This is a genomic window from Priestia sp. TGN 0903 (genome assembly GCF_050846855.1).
GTDB lineage: Bacteria > Bacillota > Bacilli > Bacillales > Bacillaceae_H > Priestia > Priestia zanthoxyli.
This window is the reverse complement of sequence record NZ_JBOZGL010000016.1, coordinates 1-23643: the sequence shown is the minus strand read 5'-3', so window position 1 is coordinate 23643 and position 23643 is coordinate 1. Positions and strand designations below refer to the sequence as shown.

The following is a 23643-nucleotide window of genomic DNA, read 5'->3' as shown; positions in this document are numbered from 1 at the left end:
TATGGAAACAAGGGATATGGCTGAATTTTATCAAAAACTAGAAATTGATAGGAATAACCCAAAGGATTATCTACTTAAAAAAATGAATGATTGGCCAGAGTTTCAATCATTCTGTTGTACAAAAACGGAAGTAGAAAAGTTGGTTAATCCACAGCAAATCAATAATACACTTCACTCTAAGTATTCAAATTATTCACTTATAGAAGCTTTTGAAGAGTCGAATCAATCTGGTCGTTGTAGAAAGTTCTTAGATAACCCTATTTATTTTTCCAAATATCTGAAAAGTACTCCGAAGGAGCGTGTAGAGCTGAATGGAGATGGCCTAGGCTCTAATACAATTGAACTCAGTGAATATAAAGGAAAATTTTCTATTTGTGATGGAAATCATCGTGTACTTTTTGCAAAAGTGGCTAGACTTCCTCTTGTTTATGCTACAGTAAAGGTTTATACGCCTGATCCTAAAAGGACTGACCTATTTAAAAAGGCAAAAGCTATGGGAATAATTTTAAAGGATTATGCAGGAAACTCTTGTGCAGCATATCTTGCAGATGAATTGGACTATAATCCACATTGTGAACCCTATAGAACATTTGAAAACCTAGAGAATATAGAAACTTCTTTGTTAGAAATACAAAAAGAACTATCACAGATTCAAACGAATGAATCGCACGAATCAAAATTTAGACGAATGTTTAATAAGATTTTTTTTAGATGAATCTGTAAAAACAGGCAAAGTTCCTGTTGTCTATGACGATCAAAAATAACGTACTATCTAAGGAGGTAGCTATGAATACGAAACATATGCCAAACTATGGGCTACAAACATGGGCTTACCATTTAAGTATGAGTTACCCTTTTGACTTAGATTATTTATCGCCAGATGATCGAAGATATAATATTTACGTGGCTACACTAATCCCCAGATTAAGTATAGATGAAGATTCGGTCCAATTCTTTGAAAAATATATACGTTTTGACGTAATCGTTGGGACAAAAGAACATGCTTCCAGAGAGACGCTGGACATTTCTATTATTTCGGATGATATGCCAGAATTTGATCACAGAAAGTTTGAATTTGAATATGAGAAGCCACGTAAAACAATGGTTTTCACAGGTTGGGAAAAAGGCCCTATCGAGTTAAATCTCCTTCATGTCTACCTTGGGGAGTCAAAGTATTACCTAGATACAGAGATTGCGTATATCGGACAGGCATTTGGAGAAAATGGAGAGCGCCTTCCTGCTGAAGAGTTAGTGTCTGATCCTATGTTACAGAAGGTAGAAAAAGCTATTTCACATGAATACCCTGACAAAGAGCTGGCCCTTCTATTATTAGAGTTCAAATCACAATTATTAGAGAAAATAGATAGTGAGGACGAAGATCTAGTTCAACTACAAGAGATCACAAAGAATCCCCCTCTCCAATTAAATAATCAAATCTTAGATGCAACGGAAGCAGCTCTAATCAATTATTTCAAACCTGAGTACAATTCGAAGTTTAACAATAATTTTTCTAGTGTAAAACATTGTGGTTTACATTATCGTTCCTTAACCGTACAGGTTCATCCTGATATTATGGGCCTAAAGCTATTCTCAAAGGAAAAGAAATACCTGTCTAATGAACGCATTGTCTCTTCCCTTTTACACTCAAAAATTTAAAAGAACTTCTCGAGGCTTATTGTTAAATTTACAATAAGCCTTTTTGTTATCACTAATAAACAAAAAGACTACTCTATATAGTTGCTATTTTGTTATGATAGAAAGGATTGTACTACTGCTATAGCGAATCAAACAACAAGTAAAACTAAAGGAGGGTCGCTATGTCGAGTGAAGATAATTATTCAAAGGTCTATTATTCACCAAGCGATTTAACTGCTATGCTTGCTATAAAAGAATCTACTTTACGAAAGTATGCATATCAGCTTGAAAGAGCAGGCTGGAGTTTTGGTAAAAATGATCAAGGTCATAGACAATATAGTGATAAAGACATTATGGCGATTCGAAGGTTAATTAATGCTAAAGTTAACACTAGCATGACGCTAGAACAAGCCGCAAACGAACTCGTACCAATACTTAAAGGAGAAGGTATAGCAGTACCCGTTACGGCAAACCAAACACAGAATGACCAGCATAATGGTGATATGGCAGCATTATCTAAACGTATAGATGAACAAACAGAACTTATTAACAAACAGACTGAGTTCATTAAACTATTATCTGAACGCTTGGAAGAACGCGATACATATATACAAAAGAAATTTGAAGAGCAGGATAAAAGGCTAATGGATCGCGATAATCGTCTTATGGAAGGTATAAGAATGCTACAAGAGCAACGGGAAGAACAGAATGAATCCATGAAACTCATCGCAGCTGCTACTGATAAATTAGAAGAGGACAAGAAAAAAGGTTTCATCGCTCGTTTGTTTGGCAGAACCTAAGTGTATCACTACTCTTCCTTAAGCTCTCAGGTCAACTCTGAGAGCTTTTGTTCTATTTTCTTAACGTTATAGCGTTCTGTATTAATTATTAGTTTTAAAATCCTCGTTATAGTGGTGTGGCGGTTTAAAAAGGTTTTCAATATAAGGTTTATTTTTATTTTGTAGCACAACCCGTTACAAGTGATATAGCGTTACATCGTTAGTATAACGATGATATAGCAGTGTTATAAGTTGTTCTTAAGTTTAACTTAAAATAACATTAATAAAGATAAACTTTTCTTAGTTAAACCTACTACTCTATTAAGTTAACTTAGTAGAGGTAGAGATATCAACCTTAACACCCAAGTTGAACTTGGGTGTTTGTTTAGTTCAACTTGGGTGTTGGATTGAAATTTCTATAAATTTTTATAGAAAGATTTAGAATCATGACATATACACAACAAAGACCGCCCATTACTTATAGTGTATAAGGCGGTCTTAACTGTATTCATGCTATATGATTATGAGGAAAATATCGACATTATTCATGGATTGACATCTAACTGATGTATGAAATGATTAGAACCCCTAAAAAACATAATAAATAAATATTTCCACTCCAATCACGCTTCATTTTATCATCAATAGAATAGCTGTTGTAAGATCCAGGAATAGCAGTTACCTTAAAATTGCGCTGCCACTCTATTTCTTCATCATCGCAAATCGAGTTTGATTCCTCCATTTGATGATCGTATGGAAGAAACTTGCCTTGGTGATCCCGTAATCGATTGCTGACGTCTATATTGCTGGTCCGTTTCTTTTGTAATTGAGAGTGATTCACTGTTTCTTGCTGATCCAAAGTATTCAGCATTGATTGGAGAAGAATCTTTTCTTTGACTGACATCATCTTGTAATCTCTCCCTTTCTTTTATGATTGGATCCTGTTCTAACCATAAATAATGGTCTGAAAAGTGCCATAAATCGAAAGAGGGGGGAGCGATATCATCTTGATGTCTATATTGAAATTGCTTCATTAAATCCAAAAATTGAGGATTAGAAGGTGCTGTAAAAAGAGCACATCTAATAATTTGTGTGCGATCTAGGGAAGTAGATTGAAATAATTTATCTAGATATGTACGATAAATATCGCTGCATCGTAAAGTCGTTCGGTAAACCATAGGAATTAACCCCCTTATAAAGTTTTGACCGTTCAGATTGCTTTATTTTTAACGTTTTCTTTTAAAATGATATCTAATAAATCTTTGCCTTCTTGTGTAAGGAAGACACCTTTCATGCCTTTTAAGACGATTGCCATTTCTTTTGTCATGCAAAACACTCCATTCGTGATGTCTTTAGGCACCTTGCTGATACCTTGATAAAGTATATTGGGTAATGCTTGTCCATTATGTCTAAAAGTATATAAAAGTATCTAAAATCGTATAAAAGCATTTAAAAAAGGAAAGGATGGTAACAAAAAGGAGTGATTTTATGTCTTGGTGGAAAAATCCTAAACGTAGTAAGTTTGGCAAGTGGCTTGATAAAAAGGGGATCACACAGGCTGAATTTTCTGAGTCAAGTAAAGTTTCAAGAGCAACAGTTTCAACCATGTGTAATGAAAAAAGTTATTCTCCTTCTCCAAAAGTGTTGAAGAAGGTGATGGATCAGGTCAAAAAAATTGATCGTAGTAAAGAGGCAGATGATTTTTTTTCAATGTAAAAAGCCTCGTTATTACATATAACGAGGCTTTTTATAGTGTTCAATTTTATATACTTTTCTTCATTCCGCACTCTCTACATTCACGCAAGAAAACGCCACCTTTTACCGAACTTTTGAAGTAAGCTGAGTTGCAATTATCACACCGGCCACTAATTTTATCCGGAAATGCAGCATAGTCATACACTTTATCAAGATCGATTTCTTGCTCTTTTATTTCTTCCAGGTTAATCACTCTTTTCTATTTGGCTTTTCTTAGACTAACACAATTACATCCATATAGAAGGGGGGATGTTAAAATTACTCTGGTTTTTCCACTAGTTGCATCTGAAAAATTTGAGTTTCTTGAATACCGGCTCTTTGGAGTTCCTCTTTAAATGATTCTCCTTCTTTTAGTTTAATAATTCTCTTTGAACCGTCACGTAACGTGTAGACTCTAAAATTGTACATAAATGTACCTCCACTCAAATAAATAATTCTTGTACACGATGTCTTCAGGAACTAAGCCAAGCGAACATCGATGAGCTCGCTTAACCTCATTTTATTCTTTAACTCAAATACGTCATCAATGAAAATAAATAAGTCTCCTAGGGAATCAACAAACTGAATGTATCCTGTCTCTGTTATGCGTTGGCCCCTCTTATAATAGGTAAGGTACACTTGTTTATTTGTATGTAAGTCTTCAATTAAAGTGAAATTCATCTGTTCCATTTGCTCTTCTGTTAAAACAGGTTGATTTACCTCTAGTTGCTTGTTTATAACTTCCTTTAATCCTATGTATTGCTCGGGCATAGTGGCGAATGGACGCCATTTTTTCATTCCTCTAGATTCCATCTCTTTTTCCTCCTTACGCTTTATGGCCACCTACAAGGCCGTTTCGATAACGAGCTGTTGAATGAGGAAGGTGACTAGACGCACGTAGTACACTATTCTTGCCATAACGCAGCCTAATTTCATCTATCGTTTTAGCAAGAGCATAGTCTCTTTCACGCTGATCAATGTCCTCAAATAAGCTCATTTGCTCCTCTTCTTGAATGCTAGTGTTGGATAATGAAATGCCAATGGAGCGAATGGGCATCCCACTATCATATGTATGTAAAATGGTTAAACAATATGGAAAGATATCCTCGCTTAAGTTCGAAGCTCTCCCCATTTTCTTTTGTCTGGAGAAGCCTCCACCTGTTTGTTTGCTGTAGCCAATGGATAAATGGATCGTTTGAGCCACCACTTGATGCATGCGTAAGCGAAAACAGACATCGTCCAATAGTTCCAATAGCAATAACTCCACTTCTTTTCGGTTTGTATAATCACGGAATAGAATCTGACTCTTTCCAAAGGAACGAGAGCTAGGAAGATACACATCGGAAATACGACTGTAATCAATCCCATTCGCATGTTGGTGCAACTCTTGGCCTAAGATGCCAAATTCTTTTTGTAACATCTCTACAGAAGAAAGAGCGAGTTCTTTGATGGTGTGAATGCCTAACCAGTGTAAGCGTCTTTCCGTAGCAGACGAAATCCCCCAGAAATCCTTCATCGGATGAATGGACCACAACTTAAAGGGAATATCCTTATATCGCCAATAGGCAACTCCTGTTGGGGTATTCTTGGCTTCATGATCTAAGCTCACCTTCGCCAGTAAGAGATTCGGACCGATACCTGCGGTAGCTGTCAGCCGTGTCTTGCGATAAATCTCGTTGATGATTTTATGGGCCAGTTCTTCTGGTGTTTTAGCGAATAAATGCAAAGAAGCTGTCGCATCAATAAATAACTCATCAATGCTATACGCATGAAAGTCTTCAGGAGCCACATACTGTAACACCAAACTCGAAATATAGTTCGAAGCCTTGATATATCTCTCCATAGATGGATTCACCACATGGATATCTTTCCTTTTAGGAATGTCAAAAAGACGGCTTCCTGTTTTGATCCCTTCTTTTTTTAATAAAGGTGTGGCTGCTAACACAACAGATCCCGAACGTTTGATATCTCCTACAACTGCAAGCCTTGTTTTCAACGGATTTAATCCCCGTATGACAGAAGAAACCGAAGCAAAGAAACTTTTCATGTCTATGCAAATAATAACTCTGTTTGGTAGCTGCCCATAATCCATTGGAATAACTCCTCAATAAAGAACGTTTGTTCTTTATTATATACGAACAAACGTTCTTTATTCAATGGAATCTTTTCCCGATTATTGTTACAATAAGAAAAAAATACTCTATATGAATGAGAACGAAGGGGAATCTATGATTAAAGCTTTCAGCGCATTTTTACTGACTACTATTATTTCTTTTGTTGTAATGGTTGGTGCCTTACTAATTTGGGTTACTATACAAGGAAATCACATAACTGATCCATCACTTGCAGACGGATTAGGGTTTGCGGTTGCTTATGGGGTAATAGCTGCTGTTCCCGTTTCGCTTGCAATAGGAATCTTTGGTGGTATTATTGGTTATTTGAGAAATTGAATTTAAAAATCCTATTTATTATTTAAGGAGAAGTAACAAAATGTATCAAATGAGGATCTTTACATTAAGAGACGGTACTAAAAGGAAAATAAAGATCGAAGAGGGAATGACCCTTCAAGATGAGTTAAAAAAGGCAGGAATTACAGAATCAGATATATTTCAAATGCAATTAGTCGTACAAGAGGGTAAAATATAATTCTAGTTGTTCAATTTTGCTAAACAGCAACCAACATTATTTAATGTTGGTTGCTGTTTTATTTTTTAGGGAGATAATAAAATTCCTACAAGACAAGAACGGTATTAATACATCATAGCTGTACGGATCAACAGCAGACATACTTATTTCACAAATTTTTTCCTGAAATAGTTACTTTATTAAGATATTTATCTTATATTGAAGTTGAGAAGATTAGGTTATCAATCTAATTTTTTCTAATAAAAAAGGAGAAGATGATGAATTATGGATACCAAAACCCATCAGTATGTTCAGGAGATATCAAAGGCTGCAAAAAATAATAATTTAATATTTTTTATTGGTGCAGGAATTTCGAGGATCTCTAACTATCCTCAATGGGGAGAGTTAGTGGATAAATATTATATGAATTTATATGGGGAACAAAAGGGGAATTCTTACTCATCGGATGAGTATCTGAGAATTCCACAAATTTTTTATGATGTTGAAGGTCCTCAAGCATATGACAAGATTCTTGAGGACGTATTTTCCGTGGATAGAGATACGAATTCAATACACAAAAAGATCTTAGCAATGAATCCAGTTCATATCCTTACAACGAACTATGATAACCTAATTGAAAAAGCATGTTGGGAACGAGGACAGTACTTAAGCGTAATTAGTTCTGAAGAAGATGTCGCAAACGCAACCTCTTCAAGATATCTACTTAAGGTGCATGGTGATTTCAGCAAAGGCTATAAAGGAGAACATGTGGTTCTTAAAGAAAGTGACTATATGAACTATGAAAGGGATTTTCCATTAATAAGTAATCTAATGAAGACATTGATGGCTACCCATACCATTGTTTTTATCGGTTATAGCCTAAGTGATTATAATATTAATTCGCTTTTAAATTGGGTTAGACAACTACAAAAAGATGGATATAACAAACCATTTTTTATTCGAGGAGATCATGAACCTGTTGAGGAGAAAACAGCCGTTTATTATGAAAATAGAGGACTTCGTATTATAGACACTGCTAACCTTGTGGAAACTCAAAATAAAGAATACCTAAAGCGCTACGAAACCTTTATGGATGCTTTGATTGATTCAAGGGATAATGACCTTTTAAGTACAGATGAAGAGATAATTGAATATATGTATCGTAAGCTTAGTCCTTTATTTCCTCTTCAATCTGTGCGTAAACTCGATCTTAAGTATGTATTTGAACATGATTACCATTTCCAAGTTAGTGGAAGGATTATTGGTAATAAAAATACAGGCTTTAAATACATGGAGAGATTTTTTGAACTTAGAGAAAAAGATAAAGATACTCTCAGCGAGAGTCTAAAGCAAAAATTTGAAGAAATAATAGAATTCTTTAAGAATAACGGCATATCAGGTATGTTAGAAGATCGAAATCATAAAGAAGTTGAACATTCACTTAGCATTAAAAATCCAGCTTATCATAGTGACTATGAGGAAATGACAAAATTAGTCCAAATACAGTCTAATAACCTTGAACAAGAATATCGAAAGGCTTTCTACCTAGCATACCTTGGTAAATGGGAAGAAGCATATAATCTTTATTCTGACCTTCTTCTAAAATCAATAGACGAATCTAATTGGTGGATACATTATCTTTCACAGATTAACAGATATAGATTATATCAATCTATTTCTCAACAAGTAAGGCATCTTAATGGTGTAGGAATTCTAGCTCATGGCAGAAATTACACACCATTTTCAGATGACTTCTTACATCATATAGAAATTGAAATGAAAAAATTCGATATAAATGAAGTATTTGGAAGTATGCCTTTTGAATTCCAAGAGAAATACCAAATTCTAAAGTTTCTCAGTGATAATAAGTTTTTATATGATGATACGGTTAAGTTATTTGAGCTAACCAATAAAATTCATTCTGAAATTAGTAAAGGAACTTACTCATTTGGCATAACATCAAGTCACGAAACGGAATTACGACTAAATGATAATCTTCGGTTTCTTTATAATAATTGTCTATGGTCAGCTACTTTTCATGAATTTAAGCAATATATACGAAATTCTTTAATTCTTCTTATAGAAAAGGCGGAATTTGATAGGACTCGTGATAATGATGATTCCGGTTTTTTCTCTGAATCACAAAGACTAAGTTTTTATTTTGATTACTACGATTTTGTTAATGTAGCAAAATCATTCAGTATTGAAGACATAAAGTACATTGAGAAAAAGTGTGAACTGCAAAGATTTGATTTTCGTGATTTAGAAAAGGTTGAACGCTATTTAATGAATATTACTGATGAATTGATAAAGCACTTTTCAAAAGATGGTATGAATATTGTTTTGTATAACCAATTTATCCCAGAAGTAAAGTCGGCCATCTATTTTGCTAAATACATAAAGCTTTCTGAAGAAAGTTTTATAAAAATAGTTAGAACTTTATTATTTTATTTTCCTGAAAAAGCAGCTGATATTGGAGTGCGCTATATTTGGATTAATCGACTAGCTGAGAAAAATGGGCTGCCAAAAGGCGTAATTCACGTTATTGAAGAATTTTTAATTAGCCAGGCTGATAAACATTCTGATAGTAATTTTACGGAAGACTCAAGAAACGGATTTAATTCAAAGGACTTTAGTAATCTAATTTCCTATTATGATAATAAATTTGTTTCAAGTCGTTTATCAGAGTACGCTTTGACCCTCTCTCAGGATACAAATAACCAGGTTGAGTTCGTATACAGATTATCAAAAATTTTATCATCAGAGGCTAAAAAGCACCTTTATGATATTAAAAAGATAGAAAATATAGATGCGTTTATGGATGGGGTAGAAATAGGTGCAATAGAGAACTTATCTGATTACCAAGAATTAATTAATAATTTTATGGATAGCCGAATGACGGAAATTCTTAACTCCCATGAGAACGGAATTAAAGCACTTTATGGAGATAAATTGGAAGTTATATTTGGTATTTGGTATTTCCTTGGTGATTTAACAGATACAAGAATGAGAGACTATGTAGGTCTTGTTGATGAATACGATTTCTTCGTTAGCCCACAATCTTTTGATTATGAGAAGTTTAATCCTATTTGGCTGAAAAGTTACAGCGATAGCCTAATAGAAAACATCTCAAAAAACGAGGATATGCGTCCACACATACTTAAAGCTTTAAAAGAACGAATTAAAAACACAAACGATAAAAAATATCTTAACATATTCATAAAACATTTTATCTAACTACAAAACGTCTTAAAGATTTAAATCTTTAAGACGTTTTAAAATTAAGTTATGTAGTTAGTTGTTGAGAGTCAACAGAATCGATAGCAAAAATTGAAAATAATTATTGTTTAAGGGTGGATAAATATATGGAGAAAACAAATATATTTTCAGATTTATACCCTAATCTAGTCAAAGAGTGGCACCCAAGTAAAAATGGGGAATTGAAGCCGTCTGATTTTTCATTTGGATCTAAGAAAAAGGTTTGGTGGGTTTGTAAGAAAGGACACGAGTGGGAAACTTCAATTGGAGAACGCTCTAGAGGAACACGTTGTCCATATTGTACTGGACATAAGGTTAGTAAAGAAAATAGTCTTATGAAAAAAAATCCTGAAATTTCCGATCAGTGGCATCCTAGTAAAAATAATTCATTAACGCCTGAACAAGTAAGCGTGAAATCCAGTAAAAAGGTTTGGTGGATTTGTAAGGAAGGGCATGAGTGGTGTACTGCAGTTTCTGAAAGAACAAGAGGGTATGGTTGCCCGTTCTGCTCCGGAAGATACCCATCAGAAACCAACAATCTTCAAGTGATATTTCCCGATGTGGCAAAAGAGTGGCATTATGAGAAAAATAATCCTCTTAAACCTGAAAATATCACCTCTAAGTCAGACAAAAAAGTCTGGTGGAAATGTAGCAAGGGGCATGAATGGCAAAATACTGTTAAGCGAAGAACAAATGGTGGAAAGTGTCCATATTGTTTGCGTAGAAAGGCATCAGATGAATATAATCTTGAAAAAACTCACCCTGAATTAGCAAAAGAGTGGCATTATAAAAATAATAATTATTTAAAACCATCTGAAGTTATTCCTAGTTCAAGTAAACATGTATGGTGGAAAGCAGAATGCGGACATGAGTGGGAGACTGCTATTAACATTAGGACTAGAGGTCATGGTTGTCCTTATTGTGCTGGAAAGAGAGTATTATATAAAGATTCGCTGTTAAATATGTATCCCCTAATAGCAGAAGAATGGCATAGCGAAAAAAATTCAGTAAAGAAACCGGAGAATTATCTTCCTGGATCTATGGAAAAGGTTTGGTGGAAATGTAGCAAAGGGCATGAATGGCAAGCCTCAATTAATAACAGAGTTTACAAAAAATCAAATTGTCCCAAATGTTTTGGTGCGACATCCTTCAATGAACAAGCAGTATTTTTTTACATAAAAAAACTGTTTAAGGATGCTGAGAATCGATATTTAGTAGATAAAAGAACTGAAATTGATATTTATATTCCCACCCTTAAATTGGGGATCGAATACGATGGATTATTTTTTCACAGCAAAGAAGAAAATGCTAAAAGAGATGAAAATAAAAATAAAATTTTATATGAAAAAGGGATTAAACTAATACGTATTAGAAATCTAAAAGCTCCAGTGATTCAATCTTATAATTCGTCAATTGTATCCATTGAAGATGATAGAGAACTCGTTAACGTAGAGGCAGCTATAAAGAAGTTGGTTAGTATGATTTCACCTAACGAACCATTGTCTATAGACATAGAGAGAGACTACGGTAATATTATGAAACAGGCTATGCGATTTCCCGTTGAAAAAACTGTTGCTGCTCTTGGGGCACTAGCAGAAGAGTGGGACTTAGACAAGAATAAAGATCTTAAGCCTTATATGTTACTACAGGGATCTAAAAAAAAGGTGTGGTGGAAATGCAATAAAGGCCATGAATGGGAAGCAGTAGTTAATGATAGAGTAAGTAAAAAATCACGTTGTCCCTACTGCATGAATAAAAAAGTTAGTGCCGAAAATTCTTTAGAAACTTTATTTCCCAGCATAGCTAGAGAGTGGCACCCGCAAAAAAATAATTTATTGACACCTAAAGACGTAGTTGCAGGATCTTTGAAAAGAGTGTGGTGGAAGTGCCAAAAGGGACATGAATGGGCAAATACCGTTTCTCATCGTACAAGAAGAAATCAAAATTGTCCCTATTGTTCTGGGAAAAGAGTAAATCTTGAGAATAGTGTATATACTACACACCCACATTTAGTTGAGGAATGGAATTATGAAAAAAATACTAATATAAACCCAAAGGAAGTCAAATATGGCAGCACAAAAAAAGTATGGTGGAAGTGCTATAAAGGCCATGAATGGGAAGCTACTATAAACAGTAGAACAAATCAAAACAGTGGCTGCCCTTATTGTTCTAACAAGAAAGTTTGTTCAGATAATTGCTTGGCAACTACCGACCCACAATTGTCTAGACAATGGAATTTCTCTAGAAATAGAGAGCTAAAACCTACAATTGTTATTGCTGGTTCAGCAAAGAAGGTGTGGTGGAAGTGTGAAAAGAACCACGAATGGGAAGCTACTATACTATCGCGGACTAGAGGGAGTGGCTGTCCACATTGTTACAAATTAAAAAGAAATAGTAAACAAAATTAATTTTAGCTTATATTAAGACATTACCTTATTCTACGTGCTCTTCATGAGCAAGTTTTTTATTATAATTTTATCTATTTATTACGATGAAAACAATCTAGTGAATGAATGTAAAAGATATCTCCTTTACATTCGTTCATTTTAGTAATTGATACTGTTCACGACCGAAGTTGACAATCTTCATTTTGATCTCGGCTGCTTACACGTATGTATCTAAATCTTCTGCTTTCCATTTTTATACTCGTTTTTTTTCTCTTATTCCGCAAAAAAAACGTTCATAAAAGTGTATGTATTTTAAGGAACGTTCGTAAATTATTTCTAAACTTTAACGAACGATAAAAATCATAGATTTCTTATCTAAAAGAAAAGTCCGTAAAGGTATACTTTTACGAACAATCCTCCTTAAAAAAAGTAACCTCCTAAACTTACTTTCTGGGGTCCTACCAACAAAACGCGAAAAACATACGCTAAGCAAATTTCAATATGAATAAAGCCGATTTTCCCTACGCTAAGGAATCATCGGCTTTTATATTTAATGCCACAGAAAAAAGCTTCCGCGAACCCTGTCAGGAATTAAAGTGGTGGAAGGCTATTTTTCCTCATTGAAGTTATACTTACTCCGTAATCTCATATGAATTTGCAGGAATCTTATTCATAAACGGACTCATCTCCCCTACGGAGAAAAGATGAAGCTCGTGCATGGCCCTCGTACATGCAGTATAAAAAAGCTTCCTTTCAAATTCTCTTCCATATGTTACATCAGAAGCATCGTATATTATCACAGCATCAAATTCGATTCCCTTTGCCAAATAAGCAGGTAAAATTAAGATACCTTTTCGATAAGAACTCGTATTATGTTCCATCAGCTGGATATTTATTTGCTCACTCAATCGGTCATAGGCTTCCCAGCTTTCTTTTCCTGTTTTACATATCACAGCAATTGTTTCATGGTTTGCTGACTGCAGTTGCCTAATCTTCTTTGTTATTCGAGATTGGAGGGTGTCCAGGTCCTCTACCTTCGTAAAAGTAGGCTTCTGACCATTTCTGTTAAAGGCTTCAATAGTTTCTCCTTCTTCTATAATTCCCTTTGTAAATTCAACGATTTGACGAGTTGAACGGTAGCTTTTCGTTAACACCACTTTTTCAAAATTTTCTTTTACATACAATTCGTTTGATAGTAAGGTTGGTGCATTTAGAGTATGGGCATAAATCGCCTGATTAAAATCACCTAGAATCGTCATTCGGCAATAAGGAAAAAGCTGCTTAAGCACAAAAAACTGAAAGGGTGAATAATCCTGTGCTTCATCAATAAATAAATGACGTATTCTTGTGTTTATTCTTTTCCCCTCAAGTTTATCTTGGAGATACAAATAAGGAGCTGCATCTTCATACGTCAGTTCTTTTCTATGTAGCTTTTTTAACGTATATGAACAAATTTCTTCCCAACCTTCAGGAAATGTATCATTAAGCTTTTGGTAGATATTATCTTTCTGCTTAAACAATTGGCTGTAAAGCGCTGCCACATTAATAAATTTTAGTTTCTTTACAGCTGTTCGTATCGGTTTAAAGTGTTTTTTGACAATCTTTTTAGCTATTTTCTTTTGCTCCTGTTCAAAATCGTCGAACGTATTTTCAGAAAATCTTCCTTCCTTTAGGAGCTCACTATAAACTTTTGTATACTCTTCAAGATCTAGCAGATCACTCTCTTCTATTACCCAATCTTTGGTTCTCTCCAATTTTTCTTTCTTTACTAACTCTTTTAGAAGCCATTCCTTTACTAACTGCATACGATTTGGAATAGAGATAGATGCGTCTAGTGAATAAAAATAGCTTTTAATTTGTTCAGCTCCAATCAACATTTCTCCCCGGAAAGAAATATTTTTAAAGATAAGGTAGTCTTCACTTGAGAGAACAACAACATAGGAGTCAATCAAAGATTTAAAATCGTTACTCGCTTTATACCGTATTCCTTTTCTTCTGGCAGAATACATTTTATGTTCCTGACATGTAAGCATATATTCCATTTGCGTAAACGGATGTTCAACATCAAATTGTTTTCCAAGACGCTTCTCTACATATTCTTGGAATGTAAGCTGCTGCATATTGTCCTCTCCTAAATCAGGGAGGACAGAAGCAATGTAGCGATTGAATAAAGAATTAGGTGAAAAAAGCATAATATTTTCGGCCGTGATCTCATCTTGGTAGCGATACAACAAATACGCAACTCTTTGAAGAGCTGCAGAGGTTTTCCCACTACCAGCAACCCCTTGTACAACTAAATACTTACTTTTCACGTTACGAATGATCTGATTTTGCTCTTTCTGAATGGTAGCAACAATGCTTTTCATATTGATACTCGCGTTATTGCCAAGTATTTCTTTCAATAATTCATCTCCAATGGTTACGCCCGTATCAAACATCGTTTTGATTTGGCCGTCTTTCGTGATAAACTGACGCTTTAACTGCATTTCTCCTTGAATCATCCCTTCTACTGTTTCGTATTGGGCTGGTCCCGGAGAGTAATCATAATAAATACTGGAAATAGGGGCTCTCCAATCATAAATAAGAAATTTTTCCTCTTTTTCATTCATTAAACTCGCAACTCCGAGGTATACGTTATTTGTTGTCTCCTCCCCATTTTCAAGAAAATCAACTCGGGCGAAATATGGAGAATCTTTTAATCGAGATAAGGTCTTCCTCTGCTTATCTAGTTGACGGTGCGTTCTTTCCCTCTCGGACAGCATCTCTGCCTGCTGTCTAATGCTTGATAAGGTTTCACCAGCATCTTCAGGATTATCTAGATTAATTTTCACATCATCCCAAAAGGTTTTCTTTAGATGAATGACATCTTTTTTTAATCCACCAGAATCATAATCCAATTTAACCACTTTTTTATCAATTTCTCTTAAAATAATACGAATGCGCTCCTCTTCATACTTTCGCTTTTGGTTTCCATTTGTCATCTTTTCACGCTCCCTAAAGATGTTAAGTAAATAAATGATACACCATTGACCGACCGACGGTCAATGGTGTATCTTTAAAAGACAATAATATGTCTCAAGGGGGAAATTCGATGAAAAGAATCGTCAAAAAACCAGAAGAAAGAAGAATCGAGATTATTACCGTAGCAAAAGGTTTATTTTCATCTAATGGATATGAGAATACTACGGTTAACGATATTATTAAAAAAGTTGGAGTTGCGAAAGGTACTTTTTATCATTATTTCAAGTCAAAAGATGAAATTGCAGATGCAGTAATTCAAGACTCTATTGATTCTAGTGTCCAGTTATTTAGACAAATTATTAATAACCCTGATTTAAAGGCAATAGAAAAGTTTATAAGCATCATTCAATTTTTTTCACAGGAAACATCAAATCATTTCAGTGATGGATTAATGACTCATTTGCATCACAAAGATAACGTCCTTCTACATCAGAAAATGAAAGTTGGCATGATTAAAGAGTATGCACCAATTATTTCATCTGTTGTGAAGCAAGGAGTGGAAGAAGGTGTATTTCACACGAATTTTCCAGATGAAATTACGGAGTTCTTACTAGTCGGACTCCATTTCATGCTTGATCCCAGCCTTTTCTCATTGACTCACGAACAACTCATTGCCAAACTTGATGCGATTGACGAGATTTACGAAAAACTATTAGGTGCTCCAAAAGGAAGCTTTCCTTCAATAAAACAATATTTCGAAAAGTTGTATTGACTTTGTTAAAACATTTAAGATAACGATATAAAATAGAAAGAATTCGAAATGGAAGTCTTCCTTTGTTAGTGATGTTCAAAAAGTCATACTTTTACGTACAAGATATTCAAATCTATTACAAGATGTTAAAGTAATTATTATTGCTAACAAAATGAAAAGATTACCAAATGCTTTTCGAAATAGTTTGTAGTAAGAAGTGAGGTGATTAAATGAGGGCTATATATCCAGGAAGCTTTGATCCAATTACAAATGGGCATATTGATATTATAAATAGAGCTAGTGAATTTTTTGAAGAAATTTTAGTCGCTGGTTTGGTGAATTCTAAGAAACAATATTTATTTTCTACCGAAGAGAGAAGACAGCTAATTGAACAATCATTTAAAAATAATAAAAAAGTCAAAGTTGATACATTTGAAGGATTACTTGTAGATTATATGAAAGAACACAATTATAAAGCGATTATCAAAGGCTTGAGAACCGTGACTGATTATGGATATGAAGCCCAGATGGTGCTAACAAATAAAAATCTATATAAAGAAGCTGAAACATTCTTTATTCACTCAGAAGAAAAATATTCTTTTCTTAGTTCAAGTATGGTAAAGGAAATCTATTCTAATGGGGGAAGGTTAAGCAGTTATATTCCAGAGCACGTTGAAAAAGCACTGTTATTGAAAGTTCCATGTTACCAGGGATAAATAATGTACACGCACATATTATCTTGGAGTAAGGGTGCTTTTCTATGCTTTTATGAACATACTCTATTTATAGAAGTAAATGAAAAGATCCTACATCAAAATAATGTAGGATCTTTTTGTGTTGTCATGCGGATCATCTTTGTTTAGATTATTTAATCCTTACCTAAATCCCATTTAATAATATGACCTGCGTGGGTAAGTCCTCCTCCGAATCCGTAGAGTAAGAGAACGTCTCCATCTTTTAATTTCCCTTCGTTTATCCCTATTTGTAGTGCTAGAGGAATGGAAACGGAAGAAGTGTTTCCCATGTACTCGACACTAGTTAATGTCTTCTCAACTGGAAACTCTGATCTTTCACATATAGACTCAACCATTCGTAAATTGGCACTGTGTGGAACGAACCAATTTACTTCACTCTTTTGTAGATTTGCTTGTTCTAGCAATTCAGCCATACCTAAAGGAATTGTCCGAGATGCCCACTTATATACTTCCCTTCCGTTTTGCACCATCTTGCCACTCGAACTCAAAGGTTGTCCATGCATGGTAGTAGATAAATTGGTGCGGTATACATGTTTACCTCCCTTTCCATTTGTACCAATATGCGTAGCAATAAAACTTGGGCGCTCTACATCACTTTCCACCAAAACAGCTGCAGCCCCATCCCCAAATAGAACACACGTAGTACGATCTGTGTAATCTGTAACCTTCGATAACGTTTCTGCAGTTACGACCAAAACTTTATGATGAAGTCCAGATGTAATAAAGGCGTTTGCCATGTGTAATCCATATGTAAAACCAGCACAGGTAGCGTTAAAGTCTAAAGCCCCGGTTGTAGGAATATCAAAGTAATCTTGTATTTGGGCTGCTACGCTTGGAAATGCATAGTCCGGTGTCGTAGTTGAGACAACGATACATCCTACATCATTTAAATCTTTCTGATATTGTTCTACTAAGTTTTCAATTGCTTTAATAGCTAGGTCAGAAGAATATTCGTTTTCATCAGCAATTCTTCTTTCCCTCATGCCAGTTCGTTTCACAATCCATTCGTCGTTAGTATCTACAATTCGTTCTAAATCGTCATTCGTAAGTCTTTTTTCTGGTACGTATGTACCTATTGCTGTAATACGTGCAGTTGATTTCATTGTATTCACCCTTCTTTATTACCAAGATATATAAATTGATATTAGTACTAGGTACTAATAAAGTCAATGACTTTATATGAAAAAATTGTAAAATTAGTATATACAAGCCTAACAATAAAACATAAACACCTGTGCTGATTCATTATAGGAAAGAGTAAACTAGAACTACAAAAAGGTCCCTTATTAAATATTAAGGAACCTTTTTTGTTTAATTATCTAAGTTTCTTTTCAACAATTTCATCCTGAAGTTTTTCAATAAAACTATCTAAATTGAAAGTTTCAGACTTTTCTTCACCGTGTTTTCGTACGTTTACGGAGTTGCTTTCCATTTCCTTATCTCCTAATACTAAAATATAAGGAACCTTCGCCACTTGAGCTTCTCGAATCTTATATCCGAGCTTTTGTTCTCGATTATCTAATTCTACTCGAATTCCTTTCTTTCCTAGAGCTTCTTTAATCTCTTGTGCATATTCCTGATGAACCTTTAGTGAAACTGGAATAACCTTTACCTGTACAGGTGCCAACCATGTTGGGAAGACGCCTCCAAAGTGCTCAATTAAAATGCCAAAGAAACGGTCAAGAGATCCAAAAATAGCACGGTGAATGACAACTGGACGCTGTTTTTCATTCTTTTCATTAATATAATTTAAATCAAATTTTTCTGGAAGCTGGAAGTCTAATTGAATTGTTGCACATTGATGACTTCTTTTTAAGGCATCTTTAATATGAAAATCAATTTTAGGACCATAAAATGCTCCGTCGCCTGCATTCAGTTTATAATCAAAGTTCAACTTTTTTAATACGTTTTCTAAGGAGCTTTCAGCAAGTTCCCATAAGCTATCTTCTCCCATGGAGTCTTCTGGTCGAGTTGAAAGTTCAATATCATATTCAAAACCAAATGTTTTGTAGATATGGTCCACTAATTCAATGACCGATTTAATTTCGCTTTCAATTTGTTCAGGAGTGACAAAGATATGAGCATCGTCCTGACAAAACGTACGAACTCTTAATAATCCATTTAGAGCTCCACTAAATTCATGACGATGAACTTGACCGAATTCTCCCATACGAATTGGTAAATCTCTATAGGAATGGAGCTTATTTTTAAAGATAAGCATATGACCAGGACAGTTCATAGGCTTTAATGCAAATTTAGCGTTATCCACTTCTGAAAAATACATATTATCCTTATAATGATCCCAGTGACCAGACTTTTCCCATAATTGTTGATTCATCATAAAAGGAGTACGTACTTCTTCGTAATTATGCTTTTCTTGAACGGATCGTAGGAATTGCTCCAGCTGATTTTTAACCATTTGTCCTTTAGCTAGATAAAAAGGCATTCCAGGTGCTTCATCAGAAAACATAAATAATTCTAGTTCATTTCCTAACTTTCGATGATCTCTTTTAGCTGCCTCTTCTAAAAATAGTACATACTCATTTAACTGCTTTTGAGAACGGAAAGCTACGCCATAAACACGTTGTAACATTTGGTTATCGCTGTTACCTCTCCAGTATGCTCCTGATACTTTTGTTAATTTAAACGCCTTAACCATTCCAGTAGAAGGTAGGTGAGGGCCACGACATAAATCGAAAAATTCCCCTTGTTTATAAATTGTAACTGTTTCATTCATAGGGATATCACGTAATAACTCGAGTTTCAACTCATCGTTTATTTCGCTAAATATTTTTTCAGCTTCACTGCGTGTCACTTCAGTACGTTCAATAGGGTGATTTTCATTAATAATTTTCTTCATTTCATGTTCAAGTTGTAGTAACTCATTAGAAGCAATCGTTGTAGAAAGATCCATATCGTAATAAAATCCATCTTCAATAACTGGGCCTACACCTAACTTCACATTCTTATGTACTCTTTTTACTGCCTGAGCAAGTATGTGAGCTGTTGTATGTCTCATAATTTCTAGACCTTCGTCAGAATCTAATGTTAAGATTTCGATTTCTGCATCTTGATTAATTGATCGATGCAAGTCATATAATTCTCCATTTACTTTACCCGCAATGGCTTTCTTCTTTAGGCTAGAACTAATGGATTCTGCAATAGCATGTAATGTAATACCTTTTGAAAATTCTTTCTCATTTCCATCTAAAAAGCGAATTTGAATTAAATCTTTACTCATGATAACCTCTCCTATTTAAATAAAGTCAAAAAAAACATACTCATCCCTAAGTAAGGGACGAGTATGTTTTCACACGTGGTACCACCCAAATTCCCATCAATATAAATATATCGATGGCTCTGGTGCTGTAACGTCGCAAACGTTATTAATTACTACTAGTTCACTAATAAAGCTCCAAGGTGGTAAATTATCTCTCTTTCTTAAGGGCTCACAGCCAAAGACCCTATTCTCTGCAAAGAAGTGTAAAAATAATTCATGTCCTTTTCGTTGCTTACTTATTTATTTTTGAACATAAAAAAACGCACTCATCCCTCTAACAGGGACGAGTGCGGTCGTGGTACCACCCTAATTTTATAAAACACTACAAGTGTTATATTCTCAAAAAGATAACGGATTTCCCGATTGCGGTTACTCTATCTACATATTTCCCCACAATAGCTCCAAGGTGGTAAATTATTTCTCTTTCTTAAGGGCTCACAGCCAAAGGCCCTATTCTCTGTAAAGAAATATAAAAATAATTCGTGTCCTTTTCAACGCTCAAAATGTTTATTTCCAATAAATGAAATTATAATTTATATTATTTGTAAATGTCAATACTTAATTCTAAATATGTAATTAATTAGAATTAAGTATTGTTTTAGATATGTATTGAAACTCTCCTCTAAAGAACTAATTTGGAGGAGTTGGCATATTTATAAAAAATGACATATGTACAAATATAAAGTAATTCACGTATTCATATCTTGTCGAGATGGAAAAATAACAAAATAAAAAAGCAACCTCATCTTTGTCATAGGAGATGGAGGTTGCTTTTTTGCTACGTTGAAATTTGTAAAAATAGTCTGACTTGTAGTGTAGCATATTATGGTATCAAATGCTATTTTTGGGGTACGAAGCATATGAATAAAAGGTACACTTTTTATTCATTCTATATTTGAGCATCCTATCGGAAAAGCTTGTCACACCAAGGATGTATAAAAAGCTGCATAATCGATAAAGAGGACCCTTTTGAGAACCTTTGCCTCCCAAGGGTTCTCTTTTTTAATGTGTTCCGGAAAGAGTGTTTATGGTGCGACAAGAAGTCGCTTTCTTACAGTGTAGCTAACGCTACTCATCTAGACGTAGAGATGATCTCCATCCAAAACGGCATTCTTGGTAACGAGTTTGTCGGTTGCATGAGGAAATGCGGAAACAGAGGACAAATGCATGGTCCAGAATACTGCTAGGAGAAGATAGGCATGGTAAACGAAAGTGAAGGTTTGTAAGCTTCGTTACTCTTAGCTCAAGATAATGCATAGATTGGCTTGGGTCTTGGTAAGAGGAACAGTAGAATCATAATGCTACTCTGATGCGTCCCGCATCTTACCCGGAGTAAAGAACCTACCTACCCCTATCGTATCTGTAGAATGTGGAACTTGGTAAGCCCTATGTCATCTGCATCAGCAGTAGGATGACTGTAAAGTCAAACGATGTGGCAGAGGGTATGGGATATGAGAAAAAGCGAAAGCCGTTACCCTGAAAAGGAACAGGAAAGCAGAAACATCGTATAACTGGACGGATACTGTCGTCTCTATTGACAATGACAGGCTCGAAAGAGCGCTCACTTCTCGTGGGTCTTCAACACGAAAATAAATTTGTGGCTATCTTCTAACGAAAAGGAGCGTGCTGTTATGAATACCTCTCTACGAGCGTCGGCGCACGTCTCGCATAAAGATTGGTACTCTATTGATTGGAGTATTATACAAAAATATGTAGCGAAGTTACGACAAAGAATTTATCGTGCCGAACAACAGAATCAACGAAGAAGAGTACGAAAACTTCAACGTTTACTCCTTAGGAGTAAAGCAAATCTACTACTCTCTATTCGCAGAGTGACGCAACAAAATACCGGAAAGCGAACACCTGGTGTAGACGGCTGTACGGTCTTAAAATCAAATGAACGTATCACACTATATCAACAACTGCTAAAATATAATGTCTTTAAGCATCGCCCAAAGCCAGCGAAACGAACATTTATCGCTAAAAAAAATGGGAAGCTAAGACCTCTCGGTATTCCGACGATACGAGATCGAGTGTATCAAAACGTAGTAAAGAATGCACTGGAACCGCAATGGGAAGTTAGATTTGAAGCCACTTCCTACGGTTTTCGTCCTAAAAGAAGCACCCATGATGCTATAAGTAACCTCTTTAACAAGCTGAACACGAATAGTAAGAAAAAGTGGGTATTTGAAGGAGACTTCTTAGGATGTTTCGACCATCTTAGTCATAATTGGATAGTAGAACAAACATCTTCGTTCTCAGGAAATACTCTCATTAAAAGATGGCTCAAAATGGGATACATAGAGCAGGATATGCTTCATAAAACAAAAGAAGGAACTCCTCAGGGAAGTATTGTGTCCCCTCTTCTGGCCAATATCGCGTTATGTGGGATGGAAGAAGAGATTGGTATCGTCTATAGGAAGACATACAAATCAAATGGAGGATATAAAATTGATCCAAAATGTAAAATAGGACGTATTCTCTACGCAGATGACTTCGTCATCGTAACGGAAACGAAGGAACAAGCTGAAAGTATGTATCAGAAACTCAATCCTTACTTACAAAAGCGAGGAATTAAACTGAGTGAAGATAAAACCAGAGTTACACATATCGAGAATGGGTTTGATTTCCTTGGTTTTTCACTCCGACAATACAAAACGGAACAAGGCAATAAGTTATTAATCAAACCCAGTAAAGACAGTATCAGAAAAGCAAAAAGCAAGATAAAAGATACGTTCGCAGTGATGCGAGGACGACCAGTAAAAGAACTAATACGTGTTTTAAACCCAATTATTCGTGGTTACGGACAGTATTGGAAACATGTCGTTTCTAAAAAGACGTTTGGTTATATAGACAACTACGTCTTCTTGAAAATAAGGAAACATCTTAGACAATTGCATCCAAGGAAGTCTTGGAAGTGGATTAATAAGCGCTATTTTAAGAAACCCCACCATGGCGGAAATAATAAATGGATTCTCACATGTCCACTTACTAATATTCAATTGTTGAAGATGTCTTGGATTAAAATAGAACGACATGTCATGGTAGCCTACAAGAACAGCCCAGATGATCCGAATCTAAAAGAGTATTGGGAAAAGCGAGACCGAAAGGTCTTTAATAGCGAAAACACTTTAGATAGGATGAAACTCGCAAGGAAACAAGGATATCGTTGTGCATTGTGTAAGCAGACTCTACAAAATGGAGAGAAAGTTACAGTGCGAAACCTAGAGGTTTCTATAGGTGAATTGACTAAATTAGTACATGTACCATGTATTAAATAAGTTGTTCGGATAAAAAGAAGGCTTGAGCCGTATGACGGGAAATCTGTCACGTACGGTTCTTAGGGGGGCGGGCGCTCGTGAGAGTGCCTGCCTACCCGACTAAACTAGCTATGTATACGATATACATAGTTAAAATCCTTTATTTACAGCAATGTAAAATGTTAAAGTGACTATATATTGGAATTAAGTGGAGGATA

General features: G+C 35.0%; 19 protein-coding genes and 2 other annotated features. Of the genes, 11 read left to right on the top strand and 8 right to left on the bottom strand.

Going from position 1 to position 23643, the window contains the following annotated elements:
- Position 1: 1 nt before the first annotated feature.
- The 3 genes from ACRPLY_RS25600 to ACRPLY_RS25590 all read left to right on the top strand — a co-directional run bounded on the left by ACRPLY_RS25600 (position 2) and on the right by ACRPLY_RS25590 (position 2435).
- Entirely contained in the window at positions 2-715 is a 714-nt protein-coding gene (locus tag ACRPLY_RS25600) for a hypothetical protein (RefSeq protein ID WP_053001525.1), read from the top strand.
- Between the two features lie 71 nt (positions 716-786).
- Positions 787-1656, top strand: a complete 870-nt coding sequence (locus tag ACRPLY_RS25595) for a hypothetical protein (RefSeq protein ID WP_432232161.1) — start codon at positions 787-789, stop codon at positions 1654-1656.
- Between the two features lie 161 nt (positions 1657-1817).
- Positions 1818-2435, top strand: a complete 618-nt coding sequence (locus ACRPLY_RS25590; protein ID WP_047752092.1) for a hypothetical protein — start codon at positions 1818-1820, stop codon at positions 2433-2435.
- Positions 2436-3127: 692 nt separating this feature from the next.
- Here the strand turns inward: ACRPLY_RS25590 and ACRPLY_RS25585 are convergent.
- Positions 3128-3592 (bottom strand): hypothetical protein, encoded by a 465-nt coding sequence (locus ACRPLY_RS25585; protein WP_432232160.1) that lies wholly within the window; start codon positions 3590-3592, stop codon positions 3128-3130.
- 310 nt (positions 3593-3902) lie between these two features.
- On the opposite strand from ACRPLY_RS25585, the gene ACRPLY_RS25580 reads away from it, so the two are divergent.
- Entirely contained in the window at positions 3903-4130 is a 228-nt protein-coding gene (locus ACRPLY_RS25580) for a helix-turn-helix domain-containing protein (protein ID WP_217599554.1), read from the top strand.
- A gap of 46 nt (positions 4131-4176) precedes the next feature.
- Here ACRPLY_RS25580 and ACRPLY_RS25575 read toward each other — a convergent pair whose 3' ends face one another.
- From ACRPLY_RS25575 to ACRPLY_RS25560, 4 genes are all read right to left on the bottom strand, one after another.
- Positions 4177-4362, bottom strand: coding sequence for a hypothetical protein (locus ACRPLY_RS25575; RefSeq protein ID WP_432232159.1), 186 nt, complete (start codon positions 4360-4362; stop codon positions 4177-4179).
- Between the two features lie 65 nt (positions 4363-4427).
- A complete protein-coding gene (locus ACRPLY_RS25570; protein WP_170960180.1) occupies positions 4428-4577 on the bottom strand; it encodes a hypothetical protein in 150 nt (49 codons plus the stop codon).
- Between the two features lie 51 nt (positions 4578-4628).
- Positions 4629-4961 carry a YolD-like family protein gene (locus ACRPLY_RS25565; RefSeq protein WP_432232158.1) on the bottom strand — a complete coding sequence of 111 codons (333 nt, stop codon included), beginning with the start codon at positions 4959-4961 and terminating at the stop codon, positions 4629-4631.
- 13 nt (positions 4962-4974) lie between these two features.
- Entirely contained in the window at positions 4975-6240 is a 1266-nt protein-coding gene (locus tag ACRPLY_RS25560) for a DNA polymerase thumb domain-containing protein (RefSeq protein WP_432232157.1), read from the bottom strand.
- 136 nt (positions 6241-6376) lie between these two features.
- On the opposite strand from ACRPLY_RS25560, the gene ACRPLY_RS25555 reads away from it, so the two are divergent.
- The 4 genes from ACRPLY_RS25555 to ACRPLY_RS25540 all read left to right on the top strand — a co-directional run bounded on the left by ACRPLY_RS25555 (position 6377) and on the right by ACRPLY_RS25540 (position 12439).
- Positions 6377-6598, top strand: a complete 222-nt coding sequence (locus tag ACRPLY_RS25555; RefSeq protein WP_025908428.1) for a hypothetical protein — start codon at positions 6377-6379, stop codon at positions 6596-6598.
- Between the two features lie 40 nt (positions 6599-6638).
- On the top strand, positions 6639-6794 hold the full coding sequence (locus tag ACRPLY_RS25550; RefSeq protein WP_368896138.1) for a hypothetical protein: 156 nt from the start codon (positions 6639-6641) through the stop codon (positions 6792-6794).
- Between the two features lie 264 nt (positions 6795-7058).
- The gene (locus ACRPLY_RS25545; protein WP_432232156.1) at positions 7059-10010 is read left to right on the top strand and encodes an SIR2 family protein; all 2952 of its coding nucleotides are present in this window, start codon (positions 7059-7061) and stop codon (positions 10008-10010) included.
- 128 nt (positions 10011-10138) lie between these two features.
- Positions 10139-12439: a zinc-ribbon domain-containing protein gene (locus ACRPLY_RS25540; protein WP_432232155.1), complete on the top strand. Its 2301-nt coding sequence runs from the start codon at positions 10139-10141 to the stop codon at positions 12437-12439.
- Between the two features lie 611 nt (positions 12440-13050).
- On the opposite strand, the gene helD is transcribed toward ACRPLY_RS25540, so the two are convergent.
- Positions 13051-15399 (bottom strand): RNA polymerase recycling motor HelD, encoded by a 2349-nt coding sequence (gene helD / locus ACRPLY_RS25535; protein ID WP_345936414.1) that lies wholly within the window; start codon positions 15397-15399, stop codon positions 13051-13053.
- A gap of 110 nt (positions 15400-15509) precedes the next feature.
- Here helD and ACRPLY_RS25530 point away from each other — a divergent pair, with 110 nt between their 5' ends.
- Positions 15510-16151 (top strand): TetR/AcrR family transcriptional regulator, encoded by a 642-nt coding sequence (locus ACRPLY_RS25530; protein WP_243557990.1) that lies wholly within the window; start codon positions 15510-15512, stop codon positions 16149-16151.
- Between the two features lie 209 nt (positions 16152-16360).
- The gene (coaD, locus tag ACRPLY_RS25525) at positions 16361-16846 is read left to right on the top strand and encodes a pantetheine-phosphate adenylyltransferase (RefSeq protein ID WP_370695839.1); all 486 of its coding nucleotides are present in this window, start codon (positions 16361-16363) and stop codon (positions 16844-16846) included.
- A gap of 152 nt (positions 16847-16998) precedes the next feature.
- On the opposite strand, the gene ACRPLY_RS25520 is transcribed toward coaD, so the two are convergent.
- A complete protein-coding gene (locus tag ACRPLY_RS25520; RefSeq protein ID WP_345936413.1) occupies positions 16999-17988 on the bottom strand; it encodes a ketoacyl-ACP synthase III in 990 nt (329 codons plus the stop codon).
- Positions 17989-18200: 212 nt separating this feature from the next.
- Positions 18201-20126 (bottom strand): threonine--tRNA ligase, encoded by a 1926-nt coding sequence (thrS, locus tag ACRPLY_RS25515; protein ID WP_370695838.1) that lies wholly within the window; start codon positions 20124-20126, stop codon positions 18201-18203.
- Positions 20127-20176: 50 nt separating this feature from the next.
- Positions 20177-20403, bottom strand: a binding site (T-box leader).
- 38 nt (positions 20404-20441) lie between these two features.
- Positions 20442-20669, bottom strand: a binding site (T-box leader).
- A gap of 1127 nt (positions 20670-21796) precedes the next feature.
- Here thrS and ltrA point away from each other — a divergent pair.
- A complete protein-coding gene (ltrA, locus tag ACRPLY_RS25510) occupies positions 21797-23446 on the top strand; it encodes a group II intron reverse transcriptase/maturase (RefSeq protein ID WP_226556484.1) in 1650 nt (549 codons plus the stop codon).
- The last annotated feature ends 197 nt before the right edge of the window (positions 23447-23643 follow it).

Bases quoted from the DNA above. Each gene is read 5' to 3' on its own strand.
- ACRPLY_RS25565 (WP_432232158.1), bottom strand. From the start codon at position 4,961: ATGGAATCTAGAGGAATGAAAAAATGGCGTCCATTCGCCACTATGCCC.
- thrS (WP_370695838.1), bottom strand. From the start codon at position 20,126: ATGAGTAAAGATTTAATTCAAATTCGCTTTTTAGATGGAAATGAGAAA.
- ACRPLY_RS25545 (WP_432232156.1), top strand. From the start codon at position 7,059: ATGGATACCAAAACCCATCAGTATGTTCAGGAGATATCAAAGGCTGCA.
- ACRPLY_RS25530 (WP_243557990.1), top strand. From the start codon at position 15,510: ATGAAAAGAATCGTCAAAAAACCAGAAGAAAGAAGAATCGAGATTATT.
- ACRPLY_RS25595 (WP_432232161.1), top strand. From the start codon at position 787: ATGAATACGAAACATATGCCAAACTATGGGCTACAAACATGGGCTTAC.
- ACRPLY_RS25520 (WP_345936413.1), bottom strand. From the start codon at position 17,988: ATGAAATCAACTGCACGTATTACAGCAATAGGTACATACGTACCAGAA.
- ACRPLY_RS25560 (WP_432232157.1), bottom strand. From the start codon at position 6,240: ATGGATTATGGGCAGCTACCAAACAGAGTTATTATTTGCATAGACATG.
- ACRPLY_RS25585 (WP_432232160.1), bottom strand. From the start codon at position 3,592: ATGGTTTACCGAACGACTTTACGATGCAGCGATATTTATCGTACATAT.
- ACRPLY_RS25540 (WP_432232155.1), top strand. From the start codon at position 10,139: ATGGAGAAAACAAATATATTTTCAGATTTATACCCTAATCTAGTCAAA.
- ACRPLY_RS25580 (WP_217599554.1), top strand. From the start codon at position 3,903: ATGTCTTGGTGGAAAAATCCTAAACGTAGTAAGTTTGGCAAGTGGCTT.
- ACRPLY_RS25600 (WP_053001525.1), top strand. From the start codon at position 2: ATGGAAACAAGGGATATGGCTGAATTTTATCAAAAACTAGAAATTGAT.
- ACRPLY_RS25550 (WP_368896138.1), top strand. From the start codon at position 6,639: ATGTATCAAATGAGGATCTTTACATTAAGAGACGGTACTAAAAGGAAA.
- ACRPLY_RS25590 (WP_047752092.1), top strand. From the start codon at position 1,818: ATGTCGAGTGAAGATAATTATTCAAAGGTCTATTATTCACCAAGCGAT.
- helD (WP_345936414.1), bottom strand. From the start codon at position 15,399: ATGACAAATGGAAACCAAAAGCGAAAGTATGAAGAGGAGCGCATTCGT.
- ltrA (WP_226556484.1), top strand. From the start codon at position 21,797: ATGAATACCTCTCTACGAGCGTCGGCGCACGTCTCGCATAAAGATTGG.
- ACRPLY_RS25555 (WP_025908428.1), top strand. From the start codon at position 6,377: ATGATTAAAGCTTTCAGCGCATTTTTACTGACTACTATTATTTCTTTT.
- ACRPLY_RS25570 (WP_170960180.1), bottom strand. From the start codon at position 4,577: ATGTACAATTTTAGAGTCTACACGTTACGTGACGGTTCAAAGAGAATT.
- coaD (WP_370695839.1), top strand. From the start codon at position 16,361: ATGAGGGCTATATATCCAGGAAGCTTTGATCCAATTACAAATGGGCAT.